This window comes from Paenibacillus vulneris, from assembly GCF_039543185.1.
GTDB classification, from domain to species: Bacteria; Bacillota; Bacilli; order Paenibacillales; family NBRC-103111; genus Paenibacillus_S; species Paenibacillus_S vulneris.
Genome location: NZ_BAABJG010000003.1, coordinates 333,135 through 353,168, shown reverse-complemented (window position 1 = coordinate 353,168; position 20,034 = coordinate 333,135). Strand labels below are relative to the sequence as shown.

Annotated in this window: 20 protein-coding genes; 9 read left to right on the top strand and 11 right to left on the bottom strand. The window is 45.2% G+C overall.

Annotated features, from left to right (window positions below; all coding sequences use genetic code 11):
* Nucleotides 1-161: 161 nt before the first annotated feature.
* Genes ABEA66_RS03025 through ABEA66_RS03010 form a run of 4 tightly spaced genes read left to right on the top strand, consistent with a single transcriptional unit; the run spans nt 162 to nt 2,956 of the window.
* Nucleotides 162-1,079: an ABC transporter ATP-binding protein gene (locus ABEA66_RS03025; RefSeq protein WP_345586328.1), complete on the top strand. Its 918-nt coding sequence runs from the start codon at nt 162-164 to the stop codon at nt 1,077-1,079.
* Entirely contained in the window at nt 1,076-1,828 is a 753-nt protein-coding gene (locus tag ABEA66_RS03020) for an ABC transporter permease (protein ID WP_345585925.1), read from the top strand. The genes ABEA66_RS03025 and ABEA66_RS03020 overlap by 4 nt, the downstream gene beginning before the upstream one ends.
* Before the next feature lie 12 nt (nt 1,829-1,840).
* A complete protein-coding gene (locus tag ABEA66_RS03015; RefSeq protein ID WP_345585923.1) occupies nt 1,841-2,572 on the top strand; it encodes an ABC transporter permease in 732 nt (243 codons plus the stop codon).
* 18 nt (nt 2,573-2,590) lie between these two features.
* On the top strand, nt 2,591-2,956 hold the full coding sequence (locus ABEA66_RS03010) for a YxeA family protein (RefSeq protein ID WP_079912727.1): 366 nt from the start codon (nt 2,591-2,593) through the stop codon (nt 2,954-2,956).
* Between the two features lie 100 nt (nt 2,957-3,056).
* Here the strand turns inward: ABEA66_RS03010 and ABEA66_RS03005 are convergent, their stop codons facing one another.
* The 4 genes from ABEA66_RS03005 to ABEA66_RS02990 form a co-directional block, all read right to left on the bottom strand.
* Nucleotides 3,057-3,500 carry a cell wall hydrolase gene (locus tag ABEA66_RS03005; RefSeq protein WP_345585920.1) on the bottom strand — a complete coding sequence of 148 codons (444 nt, stop codon included), beginning with the start codon at nt 3,498-3,500 and terminating at the stop codon, nt 3,057-3,059.
* A 107-nt stretch (nt 3,501-3,607) separates the two neighbouring features.
* Entirely contained in the window at nt 3,608-4,225 is a 618-nt protein-coding gene (locus tag ABEA66_RS03000) for an FMN-binding negative transcriptional regulator (RefSeq protein ID WP_345585918.1), read from the bottom strand.
* Between the two features lie 130 nt (nt 4,226-4,355).
* Nucleotides 4,356-4,874 carry a spermidine/spermine N(1)-acetyltransferase gene (gene paiA / locus ABEA66_RS02995; protein ID WP_345586326.1) on the bottom strand — a complete coding sequence of 173 codons (519 nt, stop codon included), beginning with the start codon at nt 4,872-4,874 and terminating at the stop codon, nt 4,356-4,358.
* 27 nt (nt 4,875-4,901) lie between these two features.
* The gene (locus tag ABEA66_RS02990; RefSeq protein WP_345585916.1) at nt 4,902-5,354 is read right to left on the bottom strand and encodes a MarR family winged helix-turn-helix transcriptional regulator; all 453 of its coding nucleotides are present in this window, start codon (nt 5,352-5,354) and stop codon (nt 4,902-4,904) included.
* Between the two features lie 114 nt (nt 5,355-5,468).
* On the opposite strand from ABEA66_RS02990, the gene ABEA66_RS02985 reads away from it, so the two are divergent.
* Nucleotides 5,469-6,116, top strand: coding sequence for a YczE/YyaS/YitT family protein (locus ABEA66_RS02985; protein ID WP_345585914.1), 648 nt, complete (start codon nt 5,469-5,471; stop codon nt 6,114-6,116).
* A 70-nt stretch (nt 6,117-6,186) separates the two neighbouring features.
* Here the strand turns inward: ABEA66_RS02985 and ABEA66_RS02980 are convergent, their stop codons facing one another.
* Both ABEA66_RS02980 and ABEA66_RS02975 read right to left on the bottom strand, forming a co-directional pair.
* The gene (locus ABEA66_RS02980; protein WP_345585912.1) at nt 6,187-7,260 is read right to left on the bottom strand and encodes a phosphotransferase enzyme family protein; all 1,074 of its coding nucleotides are present in this window, start codon (nt 7,258-7,260) and stop codon (nt 6,187-6,189) included.
* A gap of 188 nt (nt 7,261-7,448) precedes the next feature.
* The gene (locus ABEA66_RS02975) at nt 7,449-8,087 is read right to left on the bottom strand and encodes a TetR/AcrR family transcriptional regulator (RefSeq protein WP_345585910.1); all 639 of its coding nucleotides are present in this window, start codon (nt 8,085-8,087) and stop codon (nt 7,449-7,451) included.
* Nucleotides 8,088-8,268: 181 nt separating this feature from the next.
* Here ABEA66_RS02975 and ABEA66_RS02970 point away from each other — a divergent pair, with 181 nt between their 5' ends.
* A complete protein-coding gene (locus tag ABEA66_RS02970) occupies nt 8,269-9,027 on the top strand; it encodes a glucose 1-dehydrogenase (protein ID WP_345585908.1) in 759 nt (252 codons plus the stop codon).
* A gap of 52 nt (nt 9,028-9,079) precedes the next feature.
* The gene (locus ABEA66_RS02965; RefSeq protein WP_345585906.1) at nt 9,080-9,964 is read left to right on the top strand and encodes an SDR family oxidoreductase; all 885 of its coding nucleotides are present in this window, start codon (nt 9,080-9,082) and stop codon (nt 9,962-9,964) included.
* A gap of 1,420 nt (nt 9,965-11,384) precedes the next feature.
* Here the strand turns inward: ABEA66_RS02965 and ABEA66_RS02960 are convergent.
* From ABEA66_RS02960 to ABEA66_RS02940, 5 genes are all read right to left on the bottom strand, one after another.
* The gene (locus ABEA66_RS02960; RefSeq protein ID WP_345585904.1) at nt 11,385-12,269 is read right to left on the bottom strand and encodes an ROK family protein; all 885 of its coding nucleotides are present in this window, start codon (nt 12,267-12,269) and stop codon (nt 11,385-11,387) included.
* A 20-nt stretch (nt 12,270-12,289) separates the two neighbouring features.
* Nucleotides 12,290-13,771: a glycoside hydrolase family 32 protein gene (locus tag ABEA66_RS02955; protein WP_345585902.1), complete on the bottom strand. Its 1,482-nt coding sequence runs from the start codon at nt 13,769-13,771 to the stop codon at nt 12,290-12,292.
* Between the two features lie 74 nt (nt 13,772-13,845).
* On the bottom strand, nt 13,846-15,456 hold the full coding sequence (locus ABEA66_RS02950; RefSeq protein ID WP_345585900.1) for an ABC transporter substrate-binding protein: 1,611 nt from the start codon (nt 15,454-15,456) through the stop codon (nt 13,846-13,848).
* Between the two features lie 61 nt (nt 15,457-15,517).
* On the bottom strand, nt 15,518-16,399 hold the full coding sequence (locus tag ABEA66_RS02945) for a carbohydrate ABC transporter permease (protein WP_079912740.1): 882 nt from the start codon (nt 16,397-16,399) through the stop codon (nt 15,518-15,520).
* A gap of 17 nt (nt 16,400-16,416) precedes the next feature.
* Nucleotides 16,417-17,334, bottom strand: a complete 918-nt coding sequence (locus ABEA66_RS02940; protein WP_079912857.1) for an ABC transporter permease — start codon at nt 17,332-17,334, stop codon at nt 16,417-16,419.
* A gap of 527 nt (nt 17,335-17,861) precedes the next feature.
* Between ABEA66_RS02940 and ABEA66_RS02935 the strand changes: the two genes are divergently transcribed.
* A complete protein-coding gene (locus tag ABEA66_RS02935) occupies nt 17,862-18,899 on the top strand; it encodes a LacI family DNA-binding transcriptional regulator (protein WP_345585896.1) in 1,038 nt (345 codons plus the stop codon).
* A 285-nt stretch (nt 18,900-19,184) separates the two neighbouring features.
* The gene (gene mreC / locus ABEA66_RS02930) at nt 19,185-19,976 is read left to right on the top strand and encodes a rod shape-determining protein MreC (protein ID WP_345585894.1); all 792 of its coding nucleotides are present in this window, start codon (nt 19,185-19,187) and stop codon (nt 19,974-19,976) included.
* The last annotated feature ends 58 nt before the right edge of the window (nt 19,977-20,034 follow it).

Here is a 20,034-nt window from a genome sequence, read left to right as displayed (position 1 = left end):
TCACCCGACTTTCATTATACCTGAACCGAAGGGTGATCTGTTTGTTTTCTGAATCGATTTAAGGTGGACGTAAGGTTCTCTTTAGATTGCAGAAAGGCGGACCGATTACAGTGAATACCAAGAAAAGTACACCAAAGACGGAAATGGAGCTGAGCTTTCATATGAGTGATTCGGCCATTGTGCAAACGCACAGCTTGACCAAAACCTATGGGCGGATGAACCGCGTAAATAAGGTTGATCTTCATGTTGAGGATGGGGAAATCTACGGGTTTCTTGGACCCAACGGCGCCGGAAAGACAACTACACTAAAGATGCTTCTCGGACTTATCAAGCCATCGGAGGGGAACATCCACATTTTCGGAAAAAGCCTGAACAGGCACCGTCCCTACATTCTCGAGCGTACCGGCTCGCTGATCGAGTCGCCCTCTTACTATGGACATCTGACAGGTCTTGAAAATATGAGGATCATGCAGCGTCTGCGGAACGTATCGGATCGAAACGTAGATGAGGCGCTTCGTATCGTACGGTTGGACAATCACAAGGACAAGAAAGCGGAGCAATATTCGCTCGGAATGAAACAGCGGCTTGGAATCGCAATGGCCCTGCTCGCCTTCCCCAAGCTGCTAATCCTGGATGAGCCGACGAACGGTCTTGACCCTGCTGGCATCGGTGAAATCCGGGAGCTCATCAAATCACTGCCCGCACGCTATGGGATGACGATCTTGCTCTCCAGCCACCTGCTCTCGGAAATCGAACAGATCGCAACCTCCGTAGGCATTATCAGTGAAGGAAATCTGTTATTTCAGGGCAAAATGGCAAGTCTGCAGGAACAAGGCAGGCCCGCCATCCTGCTAAAAACCGGGAACAACAGCAAAACCGAAAGGCTCCTTCTCGCCCAAGGTCATAGCCCGCTCCACAGCGGCAGTCAGCTCGAGCTCGGTTATCTTGGGGACACAGACGTGGCGGATATCAACAGATTGCTTGTTTCACACGACATTCCGGTCATCCGAATCGAGGAACGAAAAAAAAGTCTGGAGGATATTTTCCTTGACCTGACGGGAAAGGAGCGCAGCTTGTGATCAAAGCAGTAGGACTGGAATACTTCAAAATCCGCCGCAAAAAGATTGGGGTCATGATTATACTTTTTCTTGCCGCAGAGCTGCTGTGGGTCCTTATGGCTACCAGCGTGTCTATAGCCCGTAATCAGGAGCATGCTGTATGGGAATCTGTCTTTTTTAGCATCTCGTCCATGAATGGGCTTTTTATGCCGATAATCTCAGCTATTGTTGCCTCCCGGATTTGTGATATGGAGCATAAAGGAGGCACTTGGACAATGCTTGCAGCCGCCAATGTGAGCCGCGGACATCTCTATGCAGCGAAGTATGTATGCGCCAATAGTTTGCTCCTTTATGGCATTCTTGCACAGACCGTATTCATACTTGTGTTCGGTTTGACTAAGGGTTTTCCCGGCGGCTTTCCTATCGACCTGCTAATCCGGTTCGTGGGGGGGACTATGCTGGCCACTCTTGCTGTTACGGCTCTTCAACAGTGGATTTCTTGGGTTGTGAGAAACCAGACCTTTGCGCTTTGCCTTGGAATGCTAGGAGGCTTTATCGGAATGACCGCCGGGCTCTTCCCTGCCGCTGCCAGACATTGGTTTATCTGGTCTTATTATTTGGATCTGAGCCCGGTTACTTACCGGTACGCCGAAGCTTCGGGCACCTATATGGAACAGCCTTTGGTTTCCGGGCTCGCGTTGGCGGCACTGCTCATGGCCATTCTGTTCTATATCGCCGGAAGTGCTCATGCTAACCGGCAGGAATACTGAGGAGGAACACAAATGATACGAAGCCTTTCCGCCGAGTGGCTCAAGCTGCGGCATTCCAGGATGAGTCTTATACTCGCTCTTCTCCCTATCCTAAGCCTGCTGATTGGATGTGCAAATTACTATTTGAACCGGGATGTCCTGAACAATGGGTGGTACAGCCTGTGGACTCAAGTCAGCCTGTTTTACGCAGAATTTTTCCTGCCCGTCCTGATTGCTATCTGCTGTTCTTATGTATGCAGACTGGAGCATCTGAACCGGAATTGGAATCTGGTACTGACCTCTCCGGTATCCGTCGCAAGTGTGTATCTTGCCAAATGGATTACCGTTAGCCTATTTATCTTATTCGCGCAAGCGTTGTTCTTAGGTCTGTACTGGCTCGCAGGTACTCTGCTTTCCTTGTCCGGGTCACTGCCTGTAGAGACTATAGGGTGGACGTTGCGCGGTTGGTATGCTTCCCTCTCCATCATCGCGTTGCAATTGGGTCTTTCACTGCAGATCCGCAGCTTCGCTACGCCTATCGGAATAAGTCTGTGCGCGGCATTAATCGGTCTTGGCCTGTATGTTGCGAAGCTGGGCATAGGTTACCCGTTCTCCCTGCTTACCATCGGCATGAGCGTGTTGAGCCAAGATAAGCTGACCGGCATACAAAACACCCTGTTTTGGTTAATGACCTTGGCCTACATTCTTGTTTTTGCGTCATGGTCTATTCGCCGGATGAAGAACAAAGATATGGTTACATCCTGATTAAGGAGGAATAGTAGAATGAAAAAACTATTACTGACGCTGGGAATTATGCTCTTGATTGTCGTATCTTTATGGATGTTCTTCTTTACTCCCGACAAATTGACACCCGAAAACCCAGCTGGCAAAACCATCTACTATACGATGGTATCGGGTCCCGGCGTACAAAATATGAACGGACGTTATGAGTATAAGCTGACAGTATACACAGAGAAGGGAAAAGGAAAGGAGATGGAGTTTTCGGCTGGAAAGCAGCTGAGAAACGAAGCTTATGTTCGGTTATATCACACTTTATTACGGGGCGTCACATACTGGGAAGAGGTGACCTTTGAGGAGCTGCCGGAGGCGGTTCAACAGAAGTATCGAAATATTCAAGCTGCCCACTAACCAAAAGCGGATGCCAGTGTATATGGCATCCGCTTCCTTGTACTCTACTGTAGCTGCGCTCGATATGGAGGGCAACTGCTGCAGCTTGTTAAACCTTAATTTAATACGTATTATAAATATTTTCGCATTCTTCCCCAGTAGGTTCAAAAAAGCAGTGCGGCCTATATCTTCCTACAAGCGGCTGATTATACCATGTATCCGGACATGGCTCGGGAGCTTCCGCTGTTCCCGGACGAAAATACCAGAGGGAGAATTTAGCCGGCCAAAACCGCTCCCCATTCACAGCCCGCCGCGCGAGACGGCGCTCCTGCTCTCTTGCGCTTTGATAATACATTCCATGAAGCAGCGCCTCAAACGCATGCGGCTGGTTGATCATCTGAGGAATAGTCCGGATTCCTTTAAAATCGGAGCAATTCGCCCTTATTCGGTTAATGCCAACATTTCCGACAAGAAGCATGCCCATTTCACCTTCGCCCACAGCTTCGGCTCGAAGTAACCTTGCCAACATATCAATATCTCTTTGCCTGGCTTTTACGACTGCCATCGGCTCACCTCTTCAGATTGTTCTAGACTCATCATATTGTAGGTGACACGAATGTATGACCGTTTTGCTGTCTTTTTGTTAAGGCTTGTCGGAATCCGTCATACCCCTTAGCTTAATGATCTAAGATTTTGTCTCATTAGAGAGGAAATTTGCTGCTCGTCTGTATTCGGTATCTTCTCTAGCTGTTGAATAACCAATTCCTGCCGTTGAATGGAATGATTTTGGCTTAACTTCGCTTTCCCTTCTATTCTGTCTATTTTCATTTTAAAGCCTTGAACCCCTTTATTCATACCGCTTAGAAAGCCGGGGTCTATATCCTGCAGCCTGTAGGAGCTGTCAGGGGCTTCGTATTTCAATACCATCTCATGCAAGGACTCCATTAACTCATTTTCGTCCTCAATAAATTCGACCTTCCCGTACACATGAACGGTCACATAGTTCCATGTCGGAACGGCCTTATTCGTCTCATACCAAGAGGGAGAGATATAACAATGGGGACCTTGAAATACCGCTAACACATCTTGATTCCTAATGTCTCTCCATTGAGGGTTTGGACGGGCAAAATGACCGTATAGGTACTTATGATCCTTATCGAGAATCAGCGGCAAATGAGTGGCGTAGGGTGTTCCTTCATGTTGAGAAAATAAAGTTGCAAAACTATTTTCCCTCATAATCTTGTAGGCAATGGAATGATCCGTGATTTTGAATTGCTCCGGTATATACATATGGTTTTCTCCTCCCATACTAAATTCATAAATCCTTTTAAAAGGATAAACCAACAATAAGCAAAATAGTGGACTAGCTGAAGATCCATTATTAATATTTTTCACTGCACCAATTCGTCAATGCTCTTTATCATATCAGCGTCATGGTCAATATAAAATCAATCTGTTCTTCATCGCCCATATAAAATGAGTGTGCTCCAGTTTGAACAAAACCCATCTTTTTATAAAAGTCAATGGCATTCTCGTTCTTTTCCCAGACTCCCAGCCAAATGCTCTTTTTGTTGTGTCCTCTGGCTATTTCCATTGCTTGGTTTATTAAATATTTTCCAAGCCCTTTTCTTTGAAATGGTTGTCTTATATAAATCCTTTCCACTTCGAGCGACTCATCACCCATTGGCTCGGATTGGGCATCATTCATATTCACTTTTAAGTACCCAGCAAGCTCTTCATCGAAAAAGACAAAATAAAATTCCGAAGAGATATTGGACAATTCCTTTTCCAACTGGGTAGTGTTAAATGCTTTTTCCAAATAGGCGTTCATATTTTCAGGCGAATTCTGATCTTTAAATGTGTCGTTGAAGGTTTCGATACTTACTTCTTGGAGTGTTTGTAGATCTTCACGGCCGCATTTTTTTATGGTTACAGTCATTTTCATAGACAGCTCCTTTTTACAGAATCAATAATTTCTCTTGTTTCCCTTTTTCACGAATTCCCAATCTATTTCTATATTTTTTCTAACTCTTTGAAGAAGATGATAAATGGTTTCTGCTTCTTTCTCGGAAAATCCAGCTAATGCGACGCTATTCGAATGATCATGCTCTCTTTTGATAAAAGGATACACCTCGTTCCCTTTATCTGTTGGGAAGAGCTTTTTTATTTTTTTGTTATGTTCATCCTCTTTCTTTTCGATAAAGCCATTCAGTTCAAGCTTTTGTATGGCACGTGCCGCGGTTGTCCGGTCAACTTTGATCATCTCCGCTAATTTTTCTTGAATGATTCCCGGGTTTTCACATATTCGGACAAGGTACAAATACTGGCCTTTTGTAAGGTCAAATTCTTTAAATTCTATATTGCTGATTGAATCTAATGCCCTTGCAATCATTCCTATTTCACGCAGGATTTCCTTCATAATGATCTCCTTAGCACAATTTTTGTTGCAAATGAAATAAAAACGATATATAGTAAATTTAACTTAAATTTGTTGTATTTGCAACATAAATAAACCTAAAAGAGGTCGAGGAAAGTGAAATATGTTTTTTATGTCGTAGGAATATTAATATTGACCCTTGGTATTTCTTTCACTATACAATCAGAGCTTGGAACTTCACCTTTTGATGCGCTTTTGGTGGGATTATCCATAAATGTGGGGCTTACGGTGGGGAGCTGGGAAATCATAACTGCTTTGATACTGATAGGCTGTAATTCGCTGTTAAAAAGACAAAGACCGGAAGTTTTGGGGATGCTGACAGCATTGATAACGGGGGTTGGCATTGATATGTGGCTTTTTTTATTGCACGATGTAATAACTCCTGAACAATGGTACAGCAAAATCCTTTGCTTCGGCATCGGTTTAGTTATTATAGGCTTAGGAACCTCCACCTATTTACACACTAATTTTGCCCCGATTCCCATTGACCGATTAACATTAATTATTAAAGAACTAACTAAATCCAATTTATTTTTTTCTAGAACCTTCATTTACGTCGTATTCTTGATCATGGCAATGATTTTCCATGGACCGATTGGTATTGGTACTTTACTAACCGTTTGCTTAGGGGGACTACTGCTTAATTACTTTATGCCATTGACTAAAAAAATTTTAGACCGCATAGTAATACACTCTAGTACGCTGCCCGATTATGATAAGGCTCGCAACCGTTCAACGGATTGATCAACGTCCTATACATCCTATTGCTTTATGGGGAATGCCGCGTTGATTCAGGGCACCCCCAACAAAACGATCAAATATCTCGTTCCTCACACTCGAAGGGTTCTTCATACGAATACATCTCATGGAAAAATCCTAGATACGGGACATCATCTTCCAGGCATTTTATGCAATAGGACAGCTCCTCATCACACGTCAGCTCTTCACCGTTGTTCCGCATACCCTCTAATGCATCTACAATATGTTCCATGATGGTCACCTGGATAAATAAGGGCAATTGATCCAACATTGAGTCTTCGATCTGGGTCTCGGATCTGTACCCCTTGAGCGCTGTTTTAAAGTAATCATCCATAAACTTTTGGCGTTTACCGGCGTCAGGTTCAGATCGTATCCAGCCCATGCCGCTTCTCCATAGATCTGCCAGATCATACATATACCAACCGTAGCAAGCATTATCGAAATCGTATACAGTGATTTGCCCTGTAGCAAAATCTATCGTATAATTCCCATCATTGTAATCAAAATGGATCATACCGAAAGATTCCGGGTTCCTGTCCAGCCCTTCCAAGGTTTTAAGGAGCTCTGCCAGCTTCTCCTTAAGCAGAGATAAGGAGCCGGGGATTAGTTTATCGATATACTCTGCATTGTATTTATCAAAAAAGCTATACCGACGATGGACAGGAGTGTACTCTTTCGACAATTGGTGCAGCTTCCCCAGAACTTTACCACAGTTATAATAGTATTCGGTAATAGGGACTCCTTCCCGGTACCGATAATGATTTTCTACAAGCCTTTTTCCCTTAGCCTTTTCAAACAGGCAGACAAAAAAGGTGTGATTATTATGAGTTATCTCTTCCAGCAGATTCCCTTTCCGGGAGCTGACTACATTCGAGACACTACCGCCATGCTCGAATAAATATCGGATATATTCCATTTCGCCCAGCAATTCTTCCCGGCTCCTGTCATTCAAGTAGGCGATTCTAATAATTTTGCCATCAGCGCCCTCTTTCTCGCAGCGATAAACGAGATTCCGTCCTCCGGCATGTGCCTTCACAGGCCTGATTTCATAGCCCTCCAACCCGTACAGCTCCGATATGAATGGAAGTAAATATGCATCGCATATTTTAACAGCCTCGTTATGAGTCATCCTATCTCCTTTCGGTGCTATCTGTAGTTAGTTTTTCACTTTCTATTTTACCGAGGGGTTCCCATTCATTTCCAAGGAAACTTTCTATATAACCAAAGTCGCAGCAGCAAAAATAAAAAATCAATCCTGCTCATTGTACTTGGCGAAGGATTGATTCCAACTTTATCCCGAAAGAAGGGAGCTGATGATTATAAGGTTTGCAAAATTTTCACGACCTGATCTTCAAAATTAGAATCGTCAATCGCATCCAAATGTTCTGGCCGGATCATTTGATATTTTTTCATTTGATAGAATTCCATAACGGCTTGTTTCAATGTGAGATCATACCACTGAATACTAAATGTCGGTTCCATGATACGCCGCAGCGTAGCGTCATCTTGGACCAAAGACAGCACTGCATTCATTCTGTTGAAAATGTGCTGATCCATCCCGGATTGAAAAAAACTTTCTAGATTTTTATTTCGATTTTGCTGAGCAATGACAAGTTCTTCAAAAAGTCGCGGATAAAACTCCTTGAGGTCCTGCAGGAACAAATCGGATATATAAATCACACAGATCAACGATTGCAGAAATGTTTGTTGGAAGCGCCTGATATAACATACGGATTCGTCGCTCACAACGGCATCAGCCTGTTGCAAATAGTTGATTTCATACTCTACAACCTGCTGAATAATGTCATCTTTTGATGAAAAATGCTTATACAGAGTCACCTTGCTGATATCCATAAACTTAGCAATATCATCGATTTTAAGTTGGCTAAATTTGTTCTTTCTTATAACAGGCTTTATTTTCTCTATATAGTGATGGGCACTTACGGGTTTTCTCACAAAACGAGCCTCCTTTGTACTTATACATCATATTATATCGAATTTGCCAAAACCACAAACTATTTTTACAAAATATAATTAATTAACTAATTTCATTAATTTAGTTTACTTTATTCACTTAGTGAGCTATAATCGGTCTTGCAAGATAAGCAATCATTCTAACGAAGGGAGAAAATGAAAGATGAATACTACGACAAAAGGTAAGTACGAGGGCAAGCGAGTCGTGATTACGGGAGGCAGTAGCGGATTCGGCCTGGAGACGGCAAAGTTGCTGGTGGATGAAGGGGCTTACGTTATGATCACCGGCCGCAATCAAGCTAGTCTCGATTCGGCAAAGAAACAACTGGGGAGCAACGCTATTGCTGTTGTTAGTGATGCCTCAAAGTTGAATGATATCAACGCTCTGGCCGACCGGGTAAAGTCCGAGTTTGGCAAGATCGACGCCCTGTTCGTAAACGCTGGTGTGACTAGCTTTGTTCCTTTTGAGTCCGTTACCGAGGAAGCTTACGATGAGATTCTCGCCATCAACACCAAGGGCCCGTATTTTACCGTGCAAAAACTCGTCCCGTTGCTTAACGAGGGAAGCGGCGTGGTGCTCACCACTTCGGTTGCAAACGTGCTGGGAATTCCATTAATCAGCACATACGCTGCCAGCAAAGCGGCGCTTCGCTCCATCACGCGCAGTCTTGCCCGCGAACTGCTACCACGGAAGATTCGCGTGAACGCGGTCAGCCCCGGCCCAATCGACACAGGCATTCTGGAAAAATCGATCCCGGCCGAAGCTGCGGAACAGACTAAGGCTCAGATGAGTCATGAGAATCCGATGCTGCGTCTCGGTGAGCCCCGTGAGGTTGCCAATGCTGTCCTATTTCTTGCATTCGATGCCACCTATACCACTGGGGCTGAATTCCCTGTTGACGGTGGCGGCTCTCAGATCTAAGTAGTCCTGGACTCGCAGTTTCAACAAGTCAAATATGGAAAGAAGGAAAATTATGCGTGTTTTTGTAACAGGAGCAACGGGCTTCGTAGGCTCTGCTGTAGTTCGTGAACTTATTGCTGCGGGGCATCAGGTTGTTGGGCTCGCCCGCTCGGATAAGTCTGCCGCGGCGCTGCAGGCAGCTGGGGCCGAAGTACAACGCGGTTCCCTTGAAGACATCAATAGCCTCCAGGAAGGCGTATCTGCAGCAGACGGCGTCATACACCTCGCCTTTAATCACGATTTCTCGAACTTTGCGGCAGCTGCTGAGGCGGACGGCCGTGCGATCGAGGCGATCGGAGCAGCACTGGAGGGTACCAAGAAGCCGCTAGTGGTTACCTCAGGAACATTGGCGCTCCCTCTGGGACGCATCGGGACGGAAGAAGATGCATCGGTCCAGTCTACGCCGCGGCGCTCCGAAGAGGCGGCGATCGTGCTGGCTGGTCGCGGGGTGAAATCATCGGTCGTCCGTTTGTCACCGTCCGTTCATGGCCCGGGCGAGCAAGGTTTTGTTCCGGTCATAATCGATATCGCGCGTGAAAAAGGATTTGTGGCGTACGTGGAAGAAGGACTTAACCGCTGGCCGGCAGTTCATCAACTTGATGCAGCACGCCTTTTCAGATTAGCGCTGGAAAAGGGGGGCACTGGAGCTGTGTATCACGGGGTTGACGATGAAGGCGTGCCATTCCGAGAGATCGCTGAGGTCATCGGTCGTAACCTGAACCTGCCGGTACGCAGCATTTCCCGCGAAGATGCAGATGCTTACTTCGGTTGGCTCTCCTTCGCCTCGTCAGCTGACAATCCAACATCGAGCGCACTAACCCGGGAATGCTTGGGATGGCGGCCAACACACCCTAGTCTTATCGCGGATTTGGAACAGGGTCACTATTTTACCAAGTAAAGCAATCACATGATACACCTCACTCCGTTTTGCAGATTCTGGACACTCGACATCTCGTTCGTCTTAGAGTCTATACTTCAGGTTTGCAAATTTGTCGAAGATCATTAGCGAACTTTTTCCCTTCAAGTATCAATGAAGTTCTAGGGATTCCTGCCCAAAGCTATAATCTTTTCTGAACCCCCGTTCGAACCGGGGGTTTTCTTATACAACAAAGAAGCCACATAAAATGCGGCTTCCATGTCATTATGTTCTTGTCGTCGGACAGTATGGGTTGCATTATCCACATAGATCAACTTACACGGCCGCAGCCCTCGACTACTCCGGCACTTTTTTTGCCCATTGCGAGGATACACTCTGACCGGATGCCTTCCATATAAGTTTATTAAGATATCATGACCGCTTGCATAAAGCCAATCCACGTCGTCAGACTATTGAATTGTAGCTCACCTTAAGCCTTAACATGCTCACTAATCAAATTGTTTCCGTAATTCCTTTATCTTTAAATCATTAAAACTCTTAGCAGCAATCACTCCATTTTCGGAGTCTTCAATTACCATACATTCCGTTGGGTCTACTTCAATAACTGAAAGACAGCTGATATTCTGGCTGCCTTACGTTAGTACTAAACTAACGTACCCGTCGTATTATGCCTGATTTAGTTCTAAGAACAGGAGGTTTATCGTAAGGGTCACCAACTAATCCAAATACTTGGGCAAAAGCTGGTTCCGTCTTGTATTTAACGATAACTCCACGTAGTTTAAAGTAATGTTTTCAAAAGCATCGATTTCAACTCCGTATCTCCCTATTCGAATTGTACTTCATTATCAACACTTGCAATTCGCTCAGTCTTACCGCAAATGGAGATGCAATTAATTCCTGTACGATTTGTAGAGTTGCGTAGTTCTGTAGAAACCATCAAAATACTCAGGACCAATTTTTGTATAATTCGCTTTATCGCTATTGATTGTCCTACTCAAGGTTTCCCGGCTAATAAGAAACATGACTAACCCTTCATTCTTCTTTTAGCTAGCTCCACACCTTATTGTATGCCGACAGAACGACCGGCTGCCGCAAACGTTTTTTTCGGCATTTTCATGACAATCAGCGGATGGTTATTCAACAAGATCAGGGCTACCCAGTGCCTTTTGTGCTTTGCTTCTACACAAGCTAAACCAAGCCAGGCTCACCAACAATCCTTGACGATTCAGCTCCGCTTACAATTCTCTCTAAAAAAACCAAAAGAAGTCATACCCACTTTCATGGTTATGACTTCTAGCTTCGCTGCTTCTTATACATCCTTATTCCCTTGCTCTTCGACCTCACTGATCAGTCGGTAACTTCCCTTCCGCATAACTAGAATCAAACAAGAAGAAGGCAGCCGATTCCTTAACGCAACCGGCCGCCATACCATTTCTCTATTCTAAGCTAAAGCCCGATCCCTGGCAGCAAGTCCCAGTGCCAAAGCGCCGCATAGTCCAGCTTGCTGACCCAGTCCGGGCGGCACGATATAATCATCGATGTGCTCCAGGATGGCGCTTGAATTTATATAACCATTCAGATTCGCTTGCACAGCCTTACGAATAAGTGGGAACAATTGGGATTGCTGCATCACACCTCCGCCAAGAATGATTCGCTGAGGAGAGTTAAATAAGATCGCACTTGTGATACTCTGCGCAATATAGAATGCCTCAATCTCCCATGCGATATGATCTGCAGGCAGCTCGTGCCCTTTTACCCCCCACCTTGCTTCAATCGCAGGACCTGCTGCCATGCCTTCCAGGCAATCCCCATGATAGGGACATCCGCCTGCAAAAGGATCGTCAGGATGGCGTCTCATCAGAATATGCCCTCCTTCCGGATGAACAAGGCCATGAATCAGGCGGCCTTCTGCATAGACTCCGACGCCAACACCGGTTCCGATGGTGTAATATATGCAGCTGGACAGCCCTTGGGCAGCGCCCCACGTCACCTCGCCGAGTGCCGCTGCGTTGACGTCTGTGTCCCAACCGAACGGAACCCGGAAGGCTTCTCTAAGCGTGCCCAGCATATCGAAGTTGCTCCACCCCGGCTTAGGCGTTGTGGTCACGTAACCATACGTTGTGCTATCTGGGCGTAAATCGATCGGCCCGAACGACCCGATGCCGATGGCTTCAACCTTCGTGTCTTGAAAATATTGAATTACTTTCGGCAGCGTCAGTTCCGGACGTTCGGTCGGGAAGCTAATCTGATCTTCGATTTCCCCCTGCGAATTCCCAATCCCGCATACGAACTTCGTTCCTCCGGCTTCAATTGCACCTATCCGCATATCATGACTCCTCTCGATGGCTATTTCTTGGCCTGCTCCGCAAAAGGCTTAACCTCATAGATATCCAGGGACATCCGCAAGTTTTGATCTTCTTCTGAGAACACGGCAAGTCCGGTACATTCCGGTCCAGGGAAGATCAGATCCGTAATGACGGCCTGGCCGCCTTGACCGAACACTTCTACGGAAGAACGGTCCACGTAAATGCGGAGTTCATAGAGCCCGTTTTGCACGTTCAGCTTGGCTGTATGATGTCCTAAGAAATGCTCATGGAATTCGTGCAGACCCGACGCCGTTCGATCAACATAAAGCTCCTCGGTTTCACCGTTCACTCCAATCACGGTTTCTGTATCCACACCTACTCTTACCTTAAATCCAGCAGACTTCCCGCGCGGGAACGCCGCCACCAGCTCATACGATTCCAAGCGAATCTCCGAAAGGCGCGTATTGATTTCATGAACCGTTTCCTCATTCATCGAAAGAACCTGTACGTGGGCGGATTCCAATTCCCTCGCAGGCTTCTGTACAAGAACGATGTCCCCGTGTCTTAATTCGAGAGAAAGCTCTCGTACGATCGTCATCGCACCGCGAAAGCCTTCAGTTGGCGTCTGGTTTGCGTACATCCAGTTGCTCATCCAACCGATAAATAGCCGTCTTCCATCTTCTGCAGGCACATCGGACCAGGATACGCCCGCATAATTATCTCTGCCAAAATCCAACCAGCGAACTCGCCTAGAAGCTTCATCCGGCGTGAACACTTCCCCATCGAAGTCACCCGTAAAATACTGCGTTCTTGAGCCTTCCACAAAAGCGGGATCCGCGCCGATGCTCACCAGCATGACCCATTTCGTGTTCGCAGGATCCCCATCGATCGCGAGCGGGAACAGGTCCGGGCACTCCCATACCCCGTCATGCGATCCGATCCCTTCGCCGAATTCGCTGGCAAAGGTCCAATGGATCAAGTCAGGAGAATGATACAGACATACCGTCTGCCCACAAGCGATAATCATCACCCACCTGTTCGTTGCTTGATGCCAGAACACTTTAGGGTCGCGGAAATCGACATAGGCAGCATGCTCAAGCACCGGATTCCCCTCGTATTTCGTCCAGGTTCTGCCGCGATCCGTACTGTAGGCCAGACTTTGACGCTGAATGGCTGGCTTTCCGTCCGGCATTTCCTTGTGGTGCGTAAAAATCGCGACAAGGCCTGGCTGACCTTCGAAGAACCCCGTCGTATTGTTCCAATCGACCACAGCGCTGCCCGAAAAAATCATGCCATGTTCATCAGGTGCTAGCGCAATCGGCAGCTCCTCCCAGGTCACAAGATCCTTGCTCACCGCATGGCCCCAGTGCATCGGTCCCCAGGTCATTCCGCTCGGATGGTGCTGGTAGAACAAATGATATTCTCCTTCGAAATACACCATCCCGTTCGGATCGTTCATCCAATTTTCCTTCGGTGAAAAATGATATACGCCTCGATAATTTTGCTTAGTCATCGTAGTCATGGTTGTTTTCTCCTCTACTCTTTATGAGGTCTTGAATTTGAACTCAAGGTCCTTCTCTCTGTATGGATCGATCATTATTTGGTTACTCTGTCATAACCGCCCTGCTTGATTTTCAGCCATTCCTGCAAGCCCAAGCGGTCCAGTTCTTTCAAATAGGCATCCCATTGTTCATCGATCTTGCCGTTCTGGTACCATTCCGTACGCATGCGAAGCACGTAGGCAAACAGATCGGTTTCAATGGTCGTCAAGCGATCGAGCTCATCTATGGAATTGAATACGCTTGGCATAACGTTCTCGGCCTTCATCTTCGGAGCCATAATGTTCTTGATAATATCCATTCTGCCTTTGGCGTCATCCGGCATGGTCGTGTATTTCCCATAATACGAATCCAGGATCGCGAGCGGTCCGCCAATACTTGTCTTCTCGCGCAGTTCTACAGGAGCCGCACCATTCAGCGGCAAATGTTTCAGCATCCCCTTCGCTTCATCGAATTCGAAGATGTTCTGCTGCTTGTCGTCTCCATATGTTCCCCAGTTGTTCTGAACCGATTGAATCGGATCATACAGCTGGTCCACCCACTTCGCTGTCGTTTCTACATTTTTATTGGCGCTCGTAATCACCATCTTGCCTCTCGCAAGGCCAAGCGCATTCGTTCTTGTTACATTCACTTCGCCATTAGGTCCTGCAAGCGGCGGCATTACTTCGTAATGATCATTCGCACCGCTGATGTTCGCCTTATCCCAGGAGAAGTAAAGTCCGTATTTCTGATCCTTTCCTTTGGCAAGGTAGGTACTCCAGTCCTGCGTATAGGCTTCCACGTCAATGAGTCCTTCTTGATACAGCTCGTGAATAAAAGATACCGCTTCTTTGTAATCTTTTTGTGCCGGCGTGAAGATCACTTTCCCCTCATTGCTAACGACTGCGTGGTCAGGGTTCTCGTTCAGTCCGAACGAGCCGAAGAGGAACGCCAAATCTTCCGCGCCCGGCTTATTAATGAAGGACAACGGAATTTCGTCCGCCTTCCCGTTGCCATTCGGATCTTTGGTCTTGAATGCAATTAATACTTCCTTTAATTCCTTCGTTGTTGTAGGCATCTTAAGTCCCAGCTTCTTAAGCCATTCCACATTGATCCAAGGCATGCTGTCTACGGCCTGGATTCTTTCTTTGCCGTTACCGAGCTCCTCAATCCACGGGAAGGCATAAATATTGCCGTCTGGCGCCGTAATCATGCTCTTGTATTCTGGCGCTTCTTCCAACACTTTTTTGAAATTCGGCATGTGCTTCTCGATAAGATCATTCAGTGGAATGATCGCTCCGTCCTTCGCCAGTTTGAGCAATTCATAATCACTGTAATCCGCATTGAAAATGGCATCGGGAAGATCGCCGCTAGCTACAGCCAGGTTTCTTTTCTCTACAAATACGTCCTTTGTGAAATTTTTCCACTGAATATGCACATTCGTCTTTTCTTCAAGCCGTTTATTAATCAGCTTGTCATTCGGATCCGCTGGAGCGAGCGGAGAGCTCTGTGTAATGAAGTTCAGCGTTACTTTGCCGTTCGGATCCTGCTCTTTACTCGCCGCAGTCTCTCCTCCACTGCCATTGCAAGCCGTAAGGATCATCAATGAAGCAAGGACAGAAGTAGAAGCCGCTTTCGTCGAAAGTTTTAATTTCTTTAGTCTTTTCATCTCAGATGACCTCCAAATTAGAGTTGAATGATAGCCACTTCATCTATGGGCAGCCTGTTCCCTATTTCAGGGAACCAACCATAACCCCTTTTTCAAAGTACTTCTGGAAGAACGGATACATAATGATGAGCGGTAAACTAGAGACGACGATCGCCGCATACTTGATAATTTCCGACAATCGCTTCAACTCCGCCATCGCGAGCTGATCGCTGATCATCCCCGGGTCCACTTGATTCTGAATGAGGATGGAGCGCAGGACGAGCTGTAGCGGATGAAGATTGGGATTGTCTAGATAAATCATCGCATCAAAGTAGGAATTCCACTGCCCGACAAAGGCATAAAGCGCGAGTACAAAAATAATCGGTTTGGAGAGCGGCAAGACGACACGGAAGAAGATTCGCATCTCCGAAGCGCCATCGACATTCGCAGCTTCCTTGAGTTCATTCGGCACGCCTTTGAAAAACGTTCTCGAGAGAATGATGTTCCATACATTCACAGCGCCCGGAATGATGATCGCCCATACCGTATTCAGCAGTCCAAGATTTTTCACAAGCAAATATGTAGGGATAAGTCCGCCGCTAAAAAACATGGTGATAATAAACAGCGTCATGAAAAATCCTTTTCCCCGGAGTCTGTCATCGGACAACGCATACCCCGCAAAGATCGAGATGAGGACGGTACATGCCGCAAATGAAACGGAATATAAAACGGCATTGCCAAAACCTCGAATCATAGCCGGATTCGATAGAATCTTCTTATAGCCTTCCAAGGACCAGTCAGATAGATGGAATGATATCCCTTGACTAAGGAGCACGGATGGATCCATAAAGGATGCGGTCAAGACATATATCAAAGGAATGACAACGATCAGTACCGCGAGCGATAGGAAGATCATGTTCAACGTGAGCAGGAATCGGTCGAATCCGGAATGTTTAATGGGCATGACTTGATGCTCCTTTCTTAGTAAAGGCCTTCGCCCTCATTCAGCTTCTTCACGATGAAGTTAACGGTGACGAGCAGGACGACATTAATGACTGAATTAAATAATCCTACGGCAGCTGAATAAGCATAGTCACCTTTCTGCAACCCGATTTTGTACACATACGTCGGAATAATTTCCGATGTTGGCAAGTTCATGGCCGTCTGCATCAGATAAGCTTTCTCGAATCCAATGGACATAATGCCGCCGGCTGCAAGAATAAATACGATGGCCATAATAGGACGAATTGCGGGTAGATCGATATGTCGTATTCTTTGAAGCAGATTCGCACCATCGAGGTTGGCAGCATGATGCAGCTCAGGATCGACGTTAGCAAGCGCTGCGACATAAATAATGGATGCCCAGCCGGCCCCAGTCCAAATATCGGATAAAATGTAGATCCAGCGGAAGTACTCCGGTCGAGACATGAACATGATCGGCTCTCCTGTAACCCAAGCGAAGAACTGATTCATCGGTCCCGTTGGGGACAAGAAAATAAACAGCATCCCGACCACCACGACAACAGATATAAAATTCGGCGCATACAAGAACAACTGAATGTTCTTTTTGACTCTCGCACGGCGAATCTGATTTAGCATCAAGGCGAGTAAAATAGGCACTGGGAAGCTCAGAATCAATCCGAAGAAACTCAATTTAAGCGTATTCATAAAAATGACTTCGAAATTGGGAGAGGACAAGAACTTCTCGAAGTTGTGCAGACCTGCCCACTTGCTTCCCAGAATCCCTTTGATTGGGCTGAAATCTTTAAAGGCGATGACCGCACCATACATCGGACCGTATTTAAAAATAAGGGTCAAAATCACAGCCGGCGAAAGCAGCAGATATAGAAAGTAGTGCTTCTTTACGTCCGTAAGCAAGGAACTCTTGCGTTTCTTCATTACTCTGCTGCGGTCGATTTCTATCGCGTTATGCAATGCCTTTACCTCCGTTCCTATACAAAGTTTACATTTTGATGCAGTAAGGGCATAGTTATAGGGTAAAATTGAAAGGTTTTCATTTCTGCGTATGTCCTGCTGCATTTACAATTTATCAGAGCAGCCATCTTCCGTCAATACATTTTGTAAAATTATTATTGTGCATTTGTAATAATAATTTGTTCATAAATCAGATTAAAGTTTTACATAATTACAATTTCAGACATTTTATATGAGGAGCGTTGTATTAAACATGCACTATTCACTACTTCATTAAGCTTTCATTGACTTTTTTACATAAAAATCGACCGCACCATGTTTATTTTGCACACTTTACATTTGCTAAAATTGCATTCAAATTGTGCATTTGTAAAAACGATATTGCTATTTCAAGCAAACTATTATACATTATAGGGAGTTGGACAAATGACAAATCTTGCACAATTCGTGTTAACTCTTATGAACATGATGACTGAGGTGAAATGACATACATGGCTAAGGAAAAGGTAACGATTCAGGACATCGCAGATGCTTTGGGGATTTCCAGGAATACAGCTTCCAAAGCCTTGAATGGATCGAACAATATACCCGATGAAACCCGAAACAAAGTGATAAAAAAAGCGATCGAGTTAAAATATAAGCAATTTGCTTTTATGGAGACAGACAACCTCCTATCAAGGAACTCCGGGAACATTGCATTATTAACCGAGAACCTGCCTGACACGTTCCACTTTGGATCGACATTGATCAGCGGCCTGGAGAAACACATCAGCGCGGAGGGCTACAATTTATCCATCCACATTATTAGAGACAATGAAAAGGAGTCCTTGTCCCTTCCGAACAATTTCGATACTTCCAACGTGGACGGCATCATTTGTATCGAATTATTCAACTTGGAATATAGTAAGCTGATTACAAGTCTTGATATCCCCACCATTTTTATTGATTGTTCTGCACATGTCTGTTACCCGGAATTTCAAGCCGATGTATTGCTTATGGAGAACGAACACAGCACCTATCAACTCACGAAAAAGTTAATTGATGCCGGTTATACTACGCTAGGGTTTATCGGGGATTATAATCACTGTAAAAGTTTTAATGAGCGCTGGGCTGGCTTTAACCGCGCCCTGACGGAATATGGCATTCAGCTTGATCGCTCGAAGTGCATTCTCGATGACGACCGGCAATTCTTCTCTAGCCCGGCGTGGGCCGACGATAAACTGTCGAATATGAACGAGCTGCCTTCAGCTTTCGTATGTGCCAACGATTATATCGCTGTTTCCTTCATGAAGGCGCTCAAGAACAAACGGTCCATTCCGAACGACATCGTCATTTGCGGTTTCGATAACGCGCCGGAATCCAGCATCGTTGAACCCCATCTCACGACGGTACATATTTATAGCAACGAGATGGGCATCAAGGCGGCCGAAATGCTCCTATCTCGCATTCATAACCCGAAGCAGCCTTATCAAGTCACCCACATCTATACCAAACCGATTATCAGAGAATCTACACCTCATATCAGTTAATAAACCTTTCAGATGTGATCAGCATAGCGTTAACTGAAGTACCCGACGGATACTGTTATGGTCCCGCAGCAACCATCTATGCTTCTTCAGAGGCAACAACAGCAGCAGCCTTGGATTTTAAGTCCTGGGCTGCTGCTTTATTTATTGAGCTAGAGTACCGTCGTATTATGAGATCAGCCAGTTTTTACCGGTTAGATCCCGCAAAAGTTGTCTGTATATTAGATTTGGTTTACAATAACTGGTAGAAGTTTAGCTGCCCAGATAGCAAGAAGGTGTGATTCATTGTTGGCCAAAAAATGGATATTTTTTTGTGTATGTTTCATCGCAGTAATTTCTTTCCTATTAATTTCTTATAAAAAGGAGCTGTTAGAATTTATTTCTCTGATTAAATCAACTTCTAGCGAAATAGCAATCACTCGAAAAGAGAATGACATATTAAAGAGAAACGCTCTTGTTTTCCAAGCCTTAGTCAAGACCGAGCTAAATAACGCTGAATATCAAAATATTGTACTGAATGAAGCATTAGCTTTCAAAAAAAGGTTCGAGGAAGAAACAGATTTTATATTGCAATATGCGTCATGTTCCACCGTTTCACATGATGGAATAATCGCAACCTCACTTAATATTGATCTTGGCGCAAATGATGGAATAAAAAAAGATATGGCTGTCATTACTCAGTCCGGATTAATTGGTTTAATAAGCGATGTACAAGAGCATAGTTCCGTTGTAGCTCTCATAACAAATTTAGGGAATGAACAAACTTCAAAAGCCATATCTGTTAAGCTAAAAGAAAATAATGAAACAACGGGTATCATTACAGAATTCATTAATGAAAAATTAGATACTGGTAACGATGAACAATACTTTGTCATGAAAAAGATAGAAGAGAACAGCAAGATCGAGGCTGGCAACACTGTAATTACTAGTGGACTTGGAGGAGTGTTCCCTGAAGGGATTAGAGTAGGAACAATAGACTCAATAAGTAATTCCTCAACATTAACTAGGGAAGCTAGAATAAAACTTGAATTTAACCCAAGTCAAATCTCCTATGTATTTATCGTAGAAAGGCGTAGTTAATATCAGGGATCAACCTCTGAAGAGTTGTGCATTAAGTCACAGTAATGACAGGAATAGC

Excerpts from the sequence above, each read along its gene's own strand:
- paiA (WP_345586326.1), bottom strand. The coding sequence starts at position 4,874 with ATGACTGTAACCATAAAAAAATGCGGCCGTGAAGATCTACAAACACTC.
- ABEA66_RS02950 (WP_345585900.1), bottom strand. The coding sequence starts at position 15,456 with ATGAAAAGACTAAAGAAATTAAAACTTTCGACGAAAGCGGCTTCTACT.
- ABEA66_RS02965 (WP_345585906.1), top strand. The coding sequence starts at position 9,080 with ATGCGTGTTTTTGTAACAGGAGCAACGGGCTTCGTAGGCTCTGCTGTA.
- ABEA66_RS02970 (WP_345585908.1), top strand. The coding sequence starts at position 8,269 with ATGAATACTACGACAAAAGGTAAGTACGAGGGCAAGCGAGTCGTGATT.
- ABEA66_RS02945 (WP_079912740.1), bottom strand. The coding sequence starts at position 16,399 with ATGCCCATTAAACATTCCGGATTCGACCGATTCCTGCTCACGTTGAAC.
- ABEA66_RS03005 (WP_345585920.1), bottom strand. The coding sequence starts at position 3,500 with ATGGCAGTCGTAAAAGCCAGGCAAAGAGATATTGATATGTTGGCAAGG.
- ABEA66_RS02955 (WP_345585902.1), bottom strand. The coding sequence starts at position 13,771 with ATGACTACGATGACTAAGCAAAATTATCGAGGCGTATATCATTTTTCA.
- ABEA66_RS02940 (WP_079912857.1), bottom strand. The coding sequence starts at position 17,334 with ATGAAGAAACGCAAGAGTTCCTTGCTTACGGACGTAAAGAAGCACTAC.
- ABEA66_RS03010 (WP_079912727.1), top strand. The coding sequence starts at position 2,591 with ATGAAAAAACTATTACTGACGCTGGGAATTATGCTCTTGATTGTCGTA.
- ABEA66_RS03000 (WP_345585918.1), bottom strand. The coding sequence starts at position 4,225 with ATGTATATACCGGAGCAATTCAAAATCACGGATCATTCCATTGCCTAC.
- ABEA66_RS02960 (WP_345585904.1), bottom strand. The coding sequence starts at position 12,269 with ATGCGGATAGGTGCAATTGAAGCCGGAGGAACGAAGTTCGTATGCGGG.
- ABEA66_RS02935 (WP_345585896.1), top strand. The coding sequence starts at position 17,862 with ATGGCTAAGGAAAAGGTAACGATTCAGGACATCGCAGATGCTTTGGGG.
- ABEA66_RS03025 (WP_345586328.1), top strand. The coding sequence starts at position 162 with ATGAGTGATTCGGCCATTGTGCAAACGCACAGCTTGACCAAAACCTAT.
- ABEA66_RS02990 (WP_345585916.1), bottom strand. The coding sequence starts at position 5,354 with ATGAAGGAAATCCTGCGTGAAATAGGAATGATTGCAAGGGCATTAGAT.
- ABEA66_RS03015 (WP_345585923.1), top strand. The coding sequence starts at position 1,841 with ATGATACGAAGCCTTTCCGCCGAGTGGCTCAAGCTGCGGCATTCCAGG.
- ABEA66_RS02980 (WP_345585912.1), bottom strand. The coding sequence starts at position 7,260 with ATGACTCATAACGAGGCTGTTAAAATATGCGATGCATATTTACTTCCA.